The 16171-nt window shown below is 53.0% G+C and carries 12 protein-coding genes; 3 read left to right on the plus strand and 9 right to left on the minus strand.

The features are described from left to right. Nucleotides 1-52 precede the first annotated feature (52 nt). From ACO064_RS28235 to ACO064_RS28245, 3 genes are all read right to left on the minus strand, one after another. Complete coding sequence (locus ACO064_RS28235; protein WP_421830535.1) at nt 53-2929, minus strand: gliding motility-associated C-terminal domain-containing protein; 2877 nt, start codon at nt 2927-2929, stop codon at nt 53-55. Nucleotides 2930-3130: 201 nt separating this feature from the next. Next, nucleotides 3131-4126 (minus strand): glycosyltransferase family 2 protein, encoded by a 996-nt coding sequence (locus ACO064_RS28240; protein ID WP_421830536.1) that lies wholly within the window; start codon nt 4124-4126, stop codon nt 3131-3133. Between the two features lie 107 nt (nt 4127-4233). Continuing rightward, nucleotides 4234-5718, minus strand: a complete 1485-nt coding sequence (locus ACO064_RS28245; protein WP_421830537.1) for a circularly permuted type 2 ATP-grasp protein — start codon at nt 5716-5718, stop codon at nt 4234-4236. A 250-nt stretch (nt 5719-5968) separates the two neighbouring features. On the opposite strand from ACO064_RS28245, the gene ACO064_RS28250 reads away from it, so the two are divergent. Then, nucleotides 5969-7492: a DUF5723 family protein gene (locus ACO064_RS28250; protein WP_421830538.1), complete on the plus strand. Its 1524-nt coding sequence runs from the start codon at nt 5969-5971 to the stop codon at nt 7490-7492. A 4-nt stretch (nt 7493-7496) separates the two neighbouring features. On the opposite strand, the gene ACO064_RS28255 is transcribed toward ACO064_RS28250, so the two are convergent. Continuing rightward, nucleotides 7497-9062 carry a hypothetical protein gene (locus tag ACO064_RS28255; protein WP_421830539.1) on the minus strand — a complete coding sequence of 522 codons (1566 nt, stop codon included), beginning with the start codon at nt 9060-9062 and terminating at the stop codon, nt 7497-7499. Between the two features lie 109 nt (nt 9063-9171). Here ACO064_RS28255 and ACO064_RS28260 point away from each other — a divergent pair, with 109 nt between their 5' ends. After that, a complete protein-coding gene (locus ACO064_RS28260) occupies nt 9172-9726 on the plus strand; it encodes a Uma2 family endonuclease (protein WP_421830540.1) in 555 nt (184 codons plus the stop codon). A 74-nt stretch (nt 9727-9800) separates the two neighbouring features. Here ACO064_RS28260 and hslU read toward each other — a convergent pair whose 3' ends face one another. Then, nucleotides 9801-11198: an ATP-dependent protease ATPase subunit HslU gene (hslU, locus tag ACO064_RS28265; RefSeq protein WP_421830541.1), complete on the minus strand. Its 1398-nt coding sequence runs from the start codon at nt 11196-11198 to the stop codon at nt 9801-9803. A gap of 139 nt (nt 11199-11337) precedes the next feature. Then, a complete protein-coding gene (porQ, locus tag ACO064_RS28270; protein WP_421830542.1) occupies nt 11338-12375 on the minus strand; it encodes a type IX secretion system protein PorQ in 1038 nt (345 codons plus the stop codon). Nucleotides 12376-12963: 588 nt separating this feature from the next. Between porQ and ACO064_RS28275 the strand changes: the two genes are divergently transcribed. Next, nucleotides 12964-13812, plus strand: a complete 849-nt coding sequence (locus tag ACO064_RS28275; protein ID WP_421830543.1) for a hypothetical protein — start codon at nt 12964-12966, stop codon at nt 13810-13812. A 205-nt stretch (nt 13813-14017) separates the two neighbouring features. Here ACO064_RS28275 and ACO064_RS28280 read toward each other — a convergent pair whose 3' ends face one another. Genes ACO064_RS28280 through ACO064_RS28290 form a run of 3 tightly spaced genes read right to left on the minus strand, consistent with a single transcriptional unit; the run spans nt 14018 to nt 16070 of the window. Beyond that, entirely contained in the window at nt 14018-14752 is a 735-nt protein-coding gene (locus ACO064_RS28280) for a hypothetical protein (protein ID WP_421830544.1), read from the minus strand. After that, the gene (locus ACO064_RS28285) at nt 14752-15510 is read right to left on the minus strand and encodes an LVIVD repeat-containing protein (RefSeq protein WP_421830545.1); all 759 of its coding nucleotides are present in this window, start codon (nt 15508-15510) and stop codon (nt 14752-14754) included. Before ACO064_RS28285 ends, ACO064_RS28280 begins: the two co-directional genes overlap by 1 nt. Nucleotides 15511-15521: 11 nt before the next feature. Next, a complete protein-coding gene (locus tag ACO064_RS28290) occupies nt 15522-16070 on the minus strand; it encodes a hypothetical protein (protein ID WP_421830546.1) in 549 nt (182 codons plus the stop codon). Nucleotides 16071-16171: the final 101 nt, after the last annotated feature.

Consider the following 16171-nt stretch of genomic DNA (forward strand, 5'->3'; position numbering starts at 1 on the left):
CAATGGTCAATGGTCAATCGTCAACCGTCAATGGTCCATCCTACATCCCCCATTAATTTGCCCCCGATTCGCGCAGGAGCTCGACCCAGCCTTTGACGATTTCGGCGGGGGCTGCACAATTCAGCCGCTTGTATTTTACGGTTACCTGATACAGATACACACCACCCGGCACGTCTTTTCCCTGATTATTCTTACCGTTCCATTGGATAGAGAGGTCGTTGCTCTGGTAGACTTTGACCCCCCAGCGGTTGACCACCGTCAGTTCCGCCGACTCGATAAACCGGGGGCATTGAGATGGCTGAAAAATATCATTTCGGCCATCGCCGTTGGGCGTAAATACATTGGGCATCATCAGATACGGGCAATTGTCTTTGCAAACCCGGTTGGAAGCCGCGCTTTCCCGACCGCTCCGACTCACCGCCCGAACTTCATAACAACCCGCAAAGGAAGTCAGATTCTCGTGCCGATAGGTCATCTGTGGGGCATTGACGGAGTCGATTAAAACGAGATCCTGGCCTTCACAGGGACTGTAGTAAATCCGGTATTTCACCACGTTGCGGTCGCAATCGCCGGTGGTCGGATTTTGCCACGTCAGGTTGTTGGCAAACGTCGTCTGGTTGCAGAATGAGGTGGGCGTCAGCGTAGAACAGTTGAGCGTATCGACAGCCAGCCGGGGTGGACAGGGGCGGGTTGTGTCGATCGGCGACGCACAAACGCCCTGTGAGAAGTTGTTCAGCAGAATCGTCGTCAGCGGGGCTGCATATTGCCCAACGGTTTCGACCCGGTAGCAATAACTACTGTCCACCGACATCGTAACCGGCTGAACCCCATCGCCCGCGAACGTATCGGCTCCCTGGTCGAGGTAAGCATAGGTATTGGCCGTGGTGACCGGAACAACGGCCACCAGGTTGAACGGGCCGTTGGGGCCGGTTTTGCTGCGATACACCCGGTGCTGTTTGTTGTCATTGCTCCAGGGCACATTGGCCTGCCAGTTGAGCTGAACACGTCTGACGCCGGGGGTCGCCGTCAGCCGGACCGAACTGGCGTTCTCGGTCACATCGAGCCGTTGCAACTGCCCCGAACCGGGATCGGTGTAGAAAAACTCAATGCGATACCGGTAGGCGTTGGCCACGGTATTCAGTCCGCGGTCGGTATAAACCGTATCCACAATGGCAGATTGCAGGGTGGTGTTGATGGCGGCAATCTGGGTAAAATTGGTGCCGGTAAGTCCGGTGGCCCGGAACAGGCGGTATTGGAACGGGCCGGTGCCGTCGTTGGGGTTGATGCCGGGAGGGCGGGTCCAGCGGACGGTGATCACCCCCCGCGTATCGAAGGTACTGTCGACCGTAACGTGCGTAATCAGGGGGACCTGCTGCGGTAAATTCACACAAACCTGCTGGGAAATGACGCTTTGCCCGTTGTTGGGACGGGGCAGCAGGACAATGATTCGGTAGCTGTACTGTACCCCCCGCTGCAGACCCTGGTTGTTGTTGTTATCGGTATACGAAGTCTGGTTGATGCCCACGGTATCGACCCGGACATAGCCACTGGCTTCCAGTTGACCGGGGTCGCTGCACGGATCGAATGAGGTGTTTTCACAGCCTATCTTGCGATAAATGGCCATTTTCGTGTTGGCAGGCAGCGAGGCAGCACAGGAGTAGGCGGCCCAGTTGAGCAGAATAGCTCTTCCGGCCGCATCGGCGGCTGGCCGGGCCGTAAGGTTCTGGGGTTGGGGCGCATAAATCTTGATGCGGAACGACTCCAGGGTGGCCAACTGGGTTTGCCCGGCGGTTCGGGGTAGATCGACCACTCGAAAAACGACATCATAGGGTTCGGCGCGGACATGGGCGCAACTGGTTTGCCAGCGGAACGTACCGGAAGCCGGCGAGTTCTGGGCGGTTTTTGGCGCAAAAGTGGCGTATTGAGGAGATATGATGTTGATCGGCGTTGTTCCGTCGGGACCCACGTTGAAAGGACCACCGTAGGCCGAAAGCTCCAGACGGTTGTTATCGGGATCGGTAGCGGTTATGGCTTGCTGGATAAGCGTCCCGGCTTCGACGCACAGATCGGGCGGTACCACGATGGCAGGCCGTCGGTTGGTAGAGGGCGTAACGATGATCTGCATGTCACGGATGATCTCCCCGATTTTGACGCCATCCCGCCATTCCTCCACGATAAAAGCAATGTTGTACTGGCCCTGTTCGGCGGGTGCGTCCCAGCAGACATCACCGGTTATGGCATTGACCGTCAGGGTAGCCGGACCGGTTCCGGCTTCGTTTATTCGGTTGACACCGATGGCCGTTGGATCGGAATAACCAGCTACAGGTCTGAGCGTACAGTTACCCTGTTCATCGGCAATTCGTCCGGAAGGAACGTAAAGCCGGTAGGCCAGGCTATCCCCGTCGGCATCGAAAGCCGCCGGATTGTGGCACCATTTCTGGCCGATGCGGGCAGAATCCAGTGGCGGGTTCAGCAAAACCGGCGTACTGTTCAGGCCCAGAGCGGCATTGACGACGATGGTCGTCTGGAGTTGAAAGCTGGTTTGAATGGAAGACGGAATGTTCCGGACGTTTTCGTTGCGGTTCGTAATCGTACAGGTAATCTTGTAAGTACCCGGTCCCGGATAGGTATAAGTTGCAACGTAGGTATTGGCGGTGGTGGCCCGGTTGATGATCGTCCGGCTTCGGCGGGGAACGGCCACGGCATTTCCGATTCCAAAACAAAAATAGGAGGGATCCTGCTGGTCACTCGCCGTCCGTCCCCCGATTTCATCGTGGTAGGTGGTCATCGTAACTTCATACGTCAGGGAGGTACTGGAAATACGGCGGGTGGTAATTTCGCCGGCCCGCAAGTGCGTGGCCTGCGTTTCAGAGATTGCCAGGATTCCCAGCAACAAGACCCACAAAAACGTGAGGAAATATGTTTTCATAACCAATTCATTTCTATACCTACAAGAACGTACAAGTGCCTGGGTTGTGTATACGGTTTTCGGCCACCGGGGACAATTATAGCAATAAAGTTTGGGAGTTGACGGGTTTCGACAGGCGGCTTTACCCCAAAATCCCCTGAAGTGGACTTTATCCATCCGATGTAGTAGTTTCTGAGTCCCTTTCAGGGGATTTCGGGGCATTTAAATTTTATAAAATCCCTTTTGATTAAAGACGGTTTTCCAGAAAAAGCGCAGGAAAATACCCACATGCCGGGCAAATTCCCGCTGGTTTTCCAATTCCGAAAAGGGGGCGCGTCGTTTGAGCAGATTAACGACGATTTTCCAGCCAAAAATCATGGGAATCAGGGTCAGGTAGTGCAGAATCAGGACCAGGTAAGCCCCCAAGCCATATTGTTTCCGTACCCAGAGCAAATTGGAAACGTGCATCTGCGGTTTGAAGCGGTTGATGTGTGTCACCTTCCGTTCCTGATAATCGGTGCTGCTGCCATATTCGAGGTGAATGTAGAACGCATCGCGGAGGAGCAGCATTTTGCCCTGTTTGCCCAGCCGGTAACACCACTCCACGTCTTCGGCATACATGAAAAAGTTATCGTCCAGCATCCCGGCTTTCTGAATCGTTTCCCGCCGGGTCATAATGAAGGAGCCAATGAGCCAGTCCACTTCGTTCGGATCCGTATAATGGTTGTCGGGCAGCAGACGATGAAGCAGCTTTTTGAAAAAACCGGAACCGGGAACAATGTAAAAATACCGGCGCAGTTGGGAAAACCCGTCGTAGGCTTCGGTGTGTACCTTGCCGTCGCGCGTAATCTGCATGGGACCAACCGCGGCCACTTCCGGGCGGCTGTCGAGCAGGTCGGCGCAGCGTTTCAGCACGTTGTCGATCAGCAGCGTATCCGAATTGAGCAACAGAACCAGCCGGCCTTTAGACTCGGCGATGCCCCGGTTGTTGGCGCGGGAGAAACCGGCGTTATACCCCATTTCGATCCAGCGGGTGGTGGGAAAGGCGTTCAAAACAACCGCCTGGCCGGAAGGGTCCGGGTCATTATTGACTACCAGAACCTCGTAGGTGAGTCCGGAAGTGTGTTTTTCAACCGAATGAAGGCAGTCGACAATGAGGTGCGGGGTTTTGTAATTGACCAGGATGATGGAGAGAATGGGCGTCGTAGGTGCTTGCATACAGGATGCAAAGGTAAGAGTTATGCGTTAAGAGTGATGAGTTAGCTGACGCATTCATCAGTAAACACTACATTCTTAACGCATCACTCTTACGGATTTATTCTTGACTAGTATAAAACCCAGGTATCCTTTCCACCCCCGCCCTGCGACGAGTTGACCACCAGCGACCCTTTGCGCAGGGCCACGCGGGTAAGTCCGCCGGGAATCACGTTGATGCCGTCGCCGTAGAGGATGTAGGGCCGGAAATCGACGTGGCGGCCTTCCGTGTGATCGCCCACGATGGTCGGAACGCGGGAAAGCGAAATCGTCGGCTGGGCAATGTAGTTGCGGGGGTTTTCCTTAATCTTTTTCCGGAACAGCTTGTGGTCGGCTTTCGTCGCTTTCGGGCCGATCAGCATACCGTAGCCACCGGCTTCGTTGGCTTCTTTCACCACCAGTTGCTCGATGTTTTCCATGACGTATTTGCAATCTTCCTCCTCCCGGCAAATGTAGGTTTTCACGTTCGGAATGATGGCTTCTTCGCCCAGGTAATATTTGATGATGCGCGGCACGTAGGCATAAATCACCTTGTCGTCGGCCACACCGGTTCCGGGCGCATTGGCCAGCGCCACGCGCCCTTTTTTGTACACTTCGAAGATGCCCGGTATGCCAATCAGCGATTCCGGATTGAAAACGTGCGGGTCCAGGAACGTGTCGTCGATCCGGCGGTAGATCACATCCACCGTCTGGAAACCCTTCGTGGTGCGCATTTTGACATAACCGCCCGAAACCACCAGATCGCGGGAGTCGACCAGTTCAACGCCCATTTGCTGGGCCAGGTACGAATGCTCGAAATAAGCGGAATTATAAATACCGGGGGTTAGCACCACCACCGTAGGATCGGGGCGGTCGGCAATGTGTTGCAGCAATTGCAGCAGGCGGGTCGGATAATCGGAAACCGGCCGGACGCCCGTGCGGGCCAGCACTTCGGGAAACGTCTGTTTCGACAACTCCCGGTTTTCGAGCATGTATGACACGCCCGACGGACAGCGGAGGTTGTCTTCCAGCACCATAAATTCCCCGTCTTCGCCCCGAATCAGGTCGGTTCCGGTAATGTGACACCAGATATCTTTCGGCGGTTTGAGGCCCATGCAGGCCGGGAGAAAACACTTGCTCGACTCGATCAGGTCGCGCGGCACTATGTTATCGTTCAGAATGTGCTGATCGTTGTAAACGTCGTGAATGAACATGTTAATCGCCTGGATGCGCTGAATCAGTCCGCGTTCCACCCGGTTCCATTCTTCCGACGGAATCACGCGCGGAATGATGTCGATGGGCATGATGCGTTCGGTTCCTTCTCCTTCCGAATAAACGTTGAAGGTAATCCCCATCGACATCAGCGCCCGCTCGGCCGCATGTTGACGGGAAATGACATCTTCACGGCTCAACTGCTCCACCCGCTGTTTAAACTGTTCGTAGCCGGAACGAACCTGACCGTCGGCCGTAAACATTTCATCAAAAAAATTATCCGTCTGATAGTCAGTGAATGAGAAAGAATTTCCCTGCGCTTGCGACTGTGTTTGGTTTCCTTGTGACTGCGATTGAAATTGCATAGGTGGGTTGGTGATTTTGGCGAATAAACCCTTAAAATTGCAATAATATACAAAATTATATATGGTTGGCGTTGAAAGGAGATAGTTTATTATTTATTTCGGTGAATCAATTCCGGTTTTACCGTTCAGTAACTCTCTCTTCATTTCCGTAAACATCCTGTATCTTTAAAGGCTCAACAACGCATAAAAAGTTTGAATCATGTCTATTATTAGTTGAATGAGAGAGAGATACGGTCGACTACTCGCAACGTTGGCAATTCTGGGAATTTCGATTCCGGGCAGTAGCCAATACCTAATGGGAATTGCCAACAGCAATTACGGAGGAACCCAGTCCATCTATCGTCACCCGTCGGAAGCCGCCGATTCGCGCTACCGGTTTTACCTGAATCTGGCATCCGTCGATCTGTATGCTTCCAACAATCACGTGCGTTGGGTGGCCCCTTTTTCGGTGGTGCGCTACATGACCGGACAAATTCCGGACCAATACCGGAGTGAGCGGGGGAAGAGCCTGGGCCGAACCGGTTACCTCAAAGAGCAGTTAAATGGCCGCGACAAGCGCTTATCATTTGGGGGGGAAGTCCGGGGGCCGTCGGCGCTCATCACCCTGAACGACCGGTTTGGCATTGCCCTTTCGACGCGGGTCAGAACGGCGGTCACCTACCGCAACACATCGGAGGCCACTGCCCGGCTGATGTTATACGGTACGCAGATTGTTGAACTTCAACGGGTTCTGAACGAAAACCAGCACGGCATGGCCAACGTTAACGGCTATGGCGAACTGGCCGCGACGTTCGGGGCGGTTATTTTCGATAACGACGACCGGTTTTTGAAGGCGGGGGTGACTGTCAAGCGGGAGGTGGGCTTTTACAATGCCCACGTTCGGGTCGACGATGGAACCCACCAGATAGTTCGGGATCCCAGTCTCTCCGGGTTTCAGGCCCTGCGCATCCGCCAGTTCAACGGCGTCTATGGCTACACCAGCGAACTGGCCTTTCAACGGGCGGGCTTTTCGCCGGGCTGGTTGTTTGGGAAACAGTCGGCCGGTGGTGGCTGGGGATTCGACCTCGGCATGACCTACGAATACCGTCCGAACTTCCGCAAGTATACGTATCGGGAAAAGGGAGAACTCCGCCGGGATCCAACCAAAAACAAATACCTCTATCGCATCTCGGCTTCGCTGGTCGATCTGGGGGGCATCCGGTTCAGTAACCCGGAGATCGTAAATCTATATCCGGTTTCGGTAACCAACAAACTCATCACCAACACGACCTTCGAGGGGGCCAAATCGCCTGATGCCATTAACCAGCGAATCGTGAATACGTTGATGTTGCCGCTGATGGAAAAGACGACCTCGTATCGCTCCGGATTGCCAACAGCCCTGAATGTGAGTGCTGATTATCAGGTGAAAAATAACCTGTATGTCGGACTTTTGTGGACCCAGAGTCTGGTGCCGTCCAACGCTGTCGCCATGATTGCGCCCTCGATGGTAGCCGTGGTTCCCCGGTGGGAGAGCCGTTGGGCCGAAGTGTCGATGCCGGTGGCCTTGCAGGACAATTATTCGATGCCGACGATCGGGCTGGCATTGCGGGCGGGACCGGTTTTTGCCGGCACCGATCACCTGGGCGGACTGGCCAACATCGGTAATCCGCGCGGGGCGAATTTTTATGCCGGAGCCACCATTCCACTCTTTCGCCGGGGACCCAAAAACCCGACCGACTGTTATTTTCCCCCGCAGGAAGGCGGCTATTGGAAACGCTTCGGCAGAAAGCGGTAATCCATTACTTCCGAAGTAAATACCGGTAAAAAAAAGACTCCCTTTCTCCGACATACTGGAGGGCATAATCCGCATCGGCATCGATGGCTTCGTGCGGTTTCATCCGGCTCATGTCCGGTTCTCCGAAATTGGTGGTGGCGTTGGCCATCGAACGGTCAATGGGTTGTGGAACGTGAATCGACCAGATCTTGTAGGCCAGAACCCGCAGCGGCACATACAGCCCGATCATGACCCAGACAGCAAAAACCCAACCGGCCGTTGTTCGTTTTGAAGACCGGTACCAATGCACCAGTCCGTTGGCAAGGGCCAGATAATAAACGAATTGCGCCGGAATCATCGTGCGGTTCTGAAAGTCGTTCCAGCGTCCCATGTAGATCAAACTGAGAAGTTGAATGGAAACAGCGGCTGTGAAAGCCACGTTTACCCAAACCGTGTTTTCGTTCGATTGCCGGTTATACCAGCGGTACAGGAAAATGCCCACCCAGAGTTGCAACCCCCAGAACAGAACGTACAAAAGCACATCGGCGGGTTTATTGAATGCTTCGACCAGAAAACCGGCATACGGTATCGGCGCATGAGCCTGGTAAAAGAAACCCAGAAGCGCGCATATTGCCAGACAATTGACCAGAAAAACCGGTTGCCACCAGGCCGAAATCATAAACACCTTGCGTTGCGTAAACAACAACCATAAACCCAGTCCAATGCTCACAAAAGGCGACCACAACAGGGTGGCCGCAGCGACAAAAGCCAGGGAAACGGGCGCGGCCTTCCGGCGTTGCCCATAAACGATCAGGCCCATGGCAATCCAGCCGCCGAGGGCATGTTGCGGAACCGCCTGCAACTGCATGACGAGGGGAGCGGGGTCGAGGCTCTGCGCCCAGTTGTGGTTGCTGAACGCCAGTCGGGGTGTTTCGTAGCGGGTGTAGCCCGGAACCTGATTGGTAAAAACGGCGGTGAGCCAACGGGCGGCATCCCACTTAAAATCAATGACTAAGGACCAGAATAACCGGATTGCTACTTCGACACCGGACAGAAACGGCAAGCCAACGGCAATCCAGGCCCTGAGCGGTTTGCTCAACCGGGCCGCCCAACTCAATGCCAGCAGTATGCCCACCCAGCCCCACAGGAAAGACACCCATTCCGCCGATTGAAATGACAGATAAGCAATTTTGGCAATGGTTGCCGTGGGCAGATAATAAGCAAAGTAGTAACACAAAAACGGATCGTCGAGACGCGGATTCTGGTACAAAACCGGCCACGGGCGAGTGATGAGGTCGTGAAAAAGCAGATTGTGTTTGTCGTAATCGCCATACTGCGGCACGAAGGCACCAATGCCGCTCACCCACGTCCAGAACAAGGCACCCGTTGCCAGAATCAGCCATTCGGTTCGGGAAAAGTGTACAGGCTCTTCGGCTGAAAAAACCGGCTGGCGAACAAATTGCCAGACGCCCAGCGCAATCAGAGCCGACAGTGGAAAGGCCAGCAGGGGAATGATCCAGAAAGCCAGAAACAGGCAAACCGGGACATAGAGATAACCGAGTGAAACAAGCGTTAATCGATCGGTTTTCATCGCGGAATCTGGACCTTTAAGGGATGGGTATAAAGTTGTATGAACAAAAGTAAAAAAGGCCGGGCGGATTTTTGGCGTTTTGATTATATTCGCTCAAATGAAAATCGCCATGCAACACACTACAGCTCCGGCATTTCCGCAGACATTCGATGAATTCCTGACGTGGGAACCCGTCGATGGGTATAAATATGAATGGAAAGATGGGGAAATGATCCGATTTTCTGGTATGAAGAAAAAGCAATATTTTATCTATAACATCCTGAGTAAACTTTTCTATGAAAAAGGATATCATCAGACAGGAACATTTATAGCTGAACCCGACGTCATGCTAACCGCTTTTCAAATGCGCCGACCCAATATCGCTTATTTTACGGATTCGCAAGTTGAACAGGGCCGGAAAGGCGAGGATGTCATCCCGGCTTTTGTCGTCGAGGTGCTGTCTGAAACCGACCAGGCCTATCGAATTGAGGAAAAAATTGCCGAATACTTCAAGGCAGGTGTGCAGGTGGTCTGGAATATTTTTCCGGAATCGGAGGTCGTCTACGTCTATACATCCCGCAAACACGTCACCATTTGCCTGGAAAGTGATGTCTGTTCAGCCGCCCCGGTTTTACCCGATTTTTCGATCCGAGTGAATGACTTGTTTGCACCTACTGAAGCGTAAACGATAAAACCGCCATCCCCATGAGGGCGGAAATGGCGGTTTAACGTACACACAGACGATATTCCATAAATAGCTTACAAAATAAACTGGCTCAAATCCCGGTTTTTCACCAGTTCGTTGAGTTTTTCAGAAACCATTTCTTTCGTAATAACTACTTTAGAACCCGCACCAATGACGTCCGGAATGTCGAACATGAAATCGTTTAGCAAATGGCTCATGACGGTCTGGAGACGGCGGGCACCAATGTTTTCGACTTCGGAATTGACCTGAAACGCGATCCTGGCAATTTCGCGCAGAGAGTCTTCGTCGAAGGTCAACTCGACCTGCTCCGATTCCATCATGGCGACGTATTGCTTCGTCAACGCATTTTTCGGGGCTTTCAGAATCTGGAAAAAATCATCTTCCGACAAACTCTGCAACTCCACCCGAATCGGGAAACGCCCCTGTAACTCCGGAATCAGATCCGACGGTTTTGAAACGTGAAACGCCCCGGCGGCCACGAACAGAATGTGGTCGGTGTTGATGCTGCCGTATTTGGTGTTGACCGTCGTTCCTTCCACAATCGGCAGCATGTCGCGCTGCACACCCTCGCGGCTCACGTCCGGCCCGCCCGAACCGCTGCCCCGGCTGGTGGCAATTTTGTCGATTTCGTCGATGAAAATAATCCCGGTATTTTCGGCTTTGCGGATGGCTTCGTCCTTCACCTCGTCCATGTCGATGAGTTTGGCGGCTTCTTCTTCCAGCATGATTTTCTTGGCTTCGGCAATGGTCACCTTGCGTTTTTTACCGCGCCGGGGCATCATGCCACCAATCATTTCCTGGATGTTCATCATCGACAGTTCATCCACCGTTCCGCCGATCATGCCGATGTTGGGGGCTGCATTCTGCTGCACATCGATCTCGATTTTCCGCTCGTCCATCTCACCCTTGCGGATTTTTTCCCGAAACCGCTCACGGGTCCGCTCGTTCAGTTCGGCGTCCGTGTCGGGAATATCATTCTTATCGTTCGGCTCGTCCAGCATAAAACCGGACGGTTGTTTGATGGGCGGAATCAGAATGTCGAGAATCATGTCTTCGACAATTTGCAGCGCACGGGTTTTCACCTGCTCTTTTTTGGCGGCTTTCACCATACTGACCGACTGTTCGACCAGGTCGCGCACCATGCTCTCGACATCCCGGCCTACATACCCCACTTCGGTAAATTTCGAGGCTTCGACTTTGGTAAACGGTGCGTCGGCGATTTTGGCCAGCCGCCGGGCAATCTCGGTCTTTCCGACGCCCGTGGCCCCAATCATCAGGATATTATTGGGTGTAATTTCCTGCTGCATTTCGGGCGTACTGTTCATGCGTCGCCAGCGGTTGCGGAGGGCGATGGAGACGTATCGTTTCGCATCGTGCTGACCAATAATGTATTGATCCAGTTCCGCAACAATCTGCCGGGGGGTTAAATCTTTCAGTTCCTGTGTCGTCATTCGTAAGGTAGTTGCATGATGCAGAGGGCATGGGAAACGGGGTAAAGGATGTCGACTGTTGATTGCCCTTTGCCCGGTATCCCATGCCCTCTGTTCTTACAAAGAAACGTAGGAAACTGAAATTTGTACGGGGATTTGGTCATTTTTTTGGCAAGATGCGATTTAAGTTTATCGAAAAGGACAAATGACTGCTACCACCCACCACCGGCGTTGCCAGGGCGCGGGCATAGGTCAACTGAAACCCTTTGGCCTGAACCGCAACGCCGAACGACAACCCGGCGGCTCCCGAACCCGTTGCCAGCTTCGCTTCCTGTCGGCGCAAATGATTGTAGCCCGCCAGCAGGTTGACATTCCGGTGAATCAGAAACTCCAGTCCAACCGCCAGGTGCCGCAGGATTTTTTCAGGAAGGGCGGTTTTCTTCGGAACCGGATTGCCGTTCAGGTCGTAGGTCACGTTCAGGGCCGGGTCGTTGTAAACGATGTCGAACTGGTGAAGATGGTGGGCCGTCAGGGTCGCCCGGATGGGCAAATGCTCCGGTTTTACCGTCACACCAGCCTGTAAATCGAACGGCAAATCCGGCGATTGCCCGGGTAAATCCGTTTTCAGTCGAAAACCGGCATTCTTAGCCACTAAACCCAAGGTGAGTTCTTTTTTGGGGTGACGCCACGTTCCGCCGACGTCGAACAAAACCGCAAACGCCGAATAAGTTTCGATGGATGAACCGACGGCTTTGAGCGTTGCGCCGAGGGTGAAATTACCTTCTGTTCGGGCGTGCGTCAGGCTCAGGGCGTAATCACTGGACGTGAAGGTTCCGGTAGGGTTGCCCAGCAAATCCGTCTGGTCGAAGGTGCCGTAGGTTAAATATTGCAAACCGGCCGCCCACTGGCCTTTGGTTTTGATGGGTAAACCATAGTGCAGCGTGATAAACCGGGTGTCGGCGAAATAGGGGACAAAGGTCATAGCCAGTTGGTTGCGACCTGACGAATCCAGCAAAGCCGGATTTTGGAGAAAAAATAGCGCGCCCGGTTGGGTATTGGATGCTGCCAGTCCGCCCAGCGCGGCCACGCGGGCGTGGGTCGGAACGTTTAGAAAAGCGAAACCCGCCTGCCCGCCCGGCGGCTGGGCTACGACAATGCCTGGAATCAAAAAGAAGAAAAACAGGAGAAGCGATTTCAAAGGCTGTTCTTTAGTTCACGAAGCGCTTGCACGTCGGGTTGCTAAAGTACAATTCTTGCGGGATCAAGCCAAATCGCCTGGTTCCCGTTTCGACGGCCCGGCCTCGTTGATTTTAAAAATAACCGCCGAATACCTAGTTTGGCTTACCAGCCCACTGCTTTAGCTGTGGGTAATAAAGCGAAAGTTTCCCTTGCTTCCGGAACCGTTTTAACGGTTTATCGGCCAGAAAACCGTTAAAACGGTTCCGGAACGATTCGATTTCGTTTCAATATCCCACAGCTAAAGCAGTGGGCTGGTAAGCCAAACTAGGTATTCGGCGGTTATTTTGTTTAAATCAATAAGCAGTGGGCTAGAAACATTTATTTCGGCGGTTACTTTATTTAACTCAAGAACGTGGGGACTTTGTTACGGGGCTTTTAGCGTCCGGGTCCAGTTGCGTATAAGTCCGGCACCGGCCTTTTGAGTGGGCCATCAATACGGGAACAGGGCAAAAGCGAGAATAATTGACCGAAATTATTTACATTGGCCGGGTATAGCTGGTCGTTCTAAACAACTGGTTTTTCTTTCCGTATTCTAACCTTGTTCCGTATGAAAAAAATAGTCGTTATCGCACTGCTTGGTTTATCATTACATACCGTTTCGTCCGTTCAGGCGCAAAAAATCGAACTGACACCCGTTTGGGAAACGGATACGACGCTGCGGACACCCGAGAGCGTTTTCTTTGAACCCGGCAAAAAAGTATTGTACGTGGCCTGCATCAATGGTGGTCCGTCACTGGATAACAAAGGCAGCTACATCGCCAAGGTGGGCCTGGATGGCAAGGTGATGCAGTTGAAATTTACCGAAAACCTGAATTCTACCAAAGGCATGGGCGTTTTGGGGAATAACCTGTATGTAACCGAAATGACCCAGGTCGTGGAAATCGCGCTGGCAACCGGCAAAATTCTCAACCGCTATCCCGTCGAAGGTGCCAAATTTCTTAATGATATTGCCGTCGATGCCAAAAAGGGAGTGGTCTACATCACGGACTCGGGCAACGGCAAAGTGTGGGCTTTGACCGGGGGAAAAACCAGTCTGGTTCTGGAAGGTGCTCCGCTCAAAGGCACCAACGGTCTTCTCGTAGAAAATGGTCAGGTGCTGATTGGCAACGGTGACGGTTCTTTGCTGAGCATGAATCCAACAACGAAGGAACTGAGCACGATCGCCAAAGTATCGGGTGGTATCGATGGCATTGTGGCTTTGGGAAACAAGCAGTATATCGTCACCGAGTGGGGTGGAAAGATTTGGCACGTTCAGGCGGATGGATCGACCGAACTAAAATTGGACACGTCAAGTGAGAAAATCAACTCGGCTGACATTGGGTATAATCCAGCTACCAAAACGCTGTTTGTTCCTACTTTTTTCCACAATACCGTAAAAGCGTATTCCCTCAAATAAACCTTACCACCACAAGTTGTTTTGAGTTAATCGGGGAAAGCCCTGGAAGGGCGGTCTGTCAATAGGCAATAGCATACATCAGTAGTGGTAGCTCCGGAGGAGCGGCCTGAAGATATTTTTAGACCGCTCCTCCGGAGCTACCACTACTAATGTATGCTATTGCCTATTGACAGGACAGGCCTCCGACCTTAATTCAAATAACTTCTTACAAGACATAACCCAACTTCAGGCCCAGCGTCGCACTCGGGAACAAGCCGCCCTGGCGGGTATTCCAGGTGCTGAACGTGTTGGGCGTAATGACATCGTCGTTGGTTGAATTCGTGAAGCGATACGGACTGACATTTCGGAAGCCCAAACCGACAAAAAAATCCAGCAGCAGACGGTTGTCGCCCGGCATCGTGAGCACATACTGACGCCCGAACTTGCCATGAACGCCCCAAACCGTTCGGTACATCGGGAAGGTGCCGCGTTCGAAATAGGCACAGGTGCCGTCGACGCATTCCCGGCCAACGGATGTGTTTTCCAGAACCGTGCGTTGTTTGAAAAACGTTTCGATCGCAAAATACCGGCCGATGGGCGGGGTGGCGAAATGCGGTCGGCGGTAACTCCGGTACCGGCCGGAATACCGTCGCCACTCGGCGCGGCCACGCCAGACTTCAAAATTCTCGAAGTCGTCCCGGCGATCTGGATACAGGTTGATGGCCTTCCAGCCGTAGCCAAACTCCGCCTGAACGGTGTGTCGCCCGCCAAAAAGCCGCTCGGCACCGAACTGAACCGTATTGTCCAGATCGAACAAAGCCAATGGCGCAAACTTGACCACCCAGCGCGGAGGGTGATTCAGGACCGGTGTGAGCGTATCGGGCAGCAGCAACGACTGAGCCAAAGCGCTCAGCGGAAGCCAGAACAAACCGACGAAAACAGGCAGAAAACGGTATTTCATCAGTTCTCGACTGGTAATGTACTGAGCAGCGTCAGTTGTTGGGACGCACCATAGCGGTATTGAAAAATACCGTCTTTTCCGGTGACGATCAGCACCGAACGGTTCGGGATCACGTCGTAGGAACGAATATCCTCGAATGTTTTGATCAGTTTCAGCTTCACCGGATCGCTGGCGTCGAAGACTTTCAAACCGGCATCGCCTTCGCAAACGAACAGCAGATTGCCGTCGATGCCCAGGCCGTGTGGGTTCGTCATCGAAATTGAATGGACCTGCACCGGATTTGCCAGATTTGAGATGTCCACCACCTCCAGGCGGTTGGGGCCGGTATTGCAGGAGGTTCCGCTGCGGAGAGTGACATACGCGTAATTACCCTGGGCAACCACCGGATCGCAACTAAAAATGTGCCGGTACAAAGCGGTTTGCTGCGGTTTAGCCGGATTTTCCAGGTTCATGATGTACATTCCCGTTTGTGTTCCGATGAACAGGTGGTTGTTGTACGGAAAAATCGTTTCGACGCCAAAACCGAGCGATACCTTGCTCAGACTGTTTGGGTCGGCACTTTTTTGCACATCGTATACCTGCAAACTATGTTGATTGACGACATACAGGAAATTGCCCGCAACGGCAAACCGGGCCATCGAACCGCCCGTTCCGCTGCCGCCATTGGGACTGACGGAAGCACCGTCTTTGCTTCCCATTTCGGAACAACCGGCCAGAGTAGTCAGTCCGATCAGTATAAAAAGTAGAGGATTTTTCATGGTGCAGGATGTTAACGGTAACATTTTGGATCGGTAAGTTGGGCGGTTTCCCAGCGAACGACCACGCCCTTTTCGGGATTGGCGCATTCAAACTGCACCCCACGTTGTTGTGGATACAACGGATAAGGGTAAGCGTCTTTTATTCGCTTTAAAACCGTTACCTTCCGGGGATCGGTGATGTCGAGGGCAACCAGATCGACGGCATTGTCGACGTAGAGCACATTATCCTTTACGGCCATGTCGACGTTTGCGGGAACCGAAACGAAAGCCAGTTTTTTGGGATTGGCCGGATCACTGTTGTCGACAATGTGAATTCCTTTTCCCGGTTCGTTGATGAACAAATACCCGCCTTTGATGTAAATTTTGCCGGGATTTTTCAGCGGTTGGGGCGCCAGGGTCTGGATCGTGCGGATTTCTTCATACGTAGCATACACCGGGCGAAGGGCCTGGAACGTTCGGTCGGTATCACTTTCGCGGTTGATTTCGCAGCCGAAAACCGCCAGCAGCAGCAGCGGGCTCAGCAATCGGCGAAGGCAGAGAGGAGGGAAGAGGTGTTTCATGGAAGGTGCAGGTTTTTGCAACAAGGATTCAAATTCGGATAAAAACGTTGGATTCCGTAATAAAAATTATTTTTGTCGCTATACATTCAATTCAGCCCGTG

The sequence above is a fragment of the Larkinella sp. genome (assembly GCF_965227735.1).
Classification (GTDB): Bacteria; Bacteroidota; Bacteroidia; order Cytophagales; family Spirosomataceae; genus Larkinella.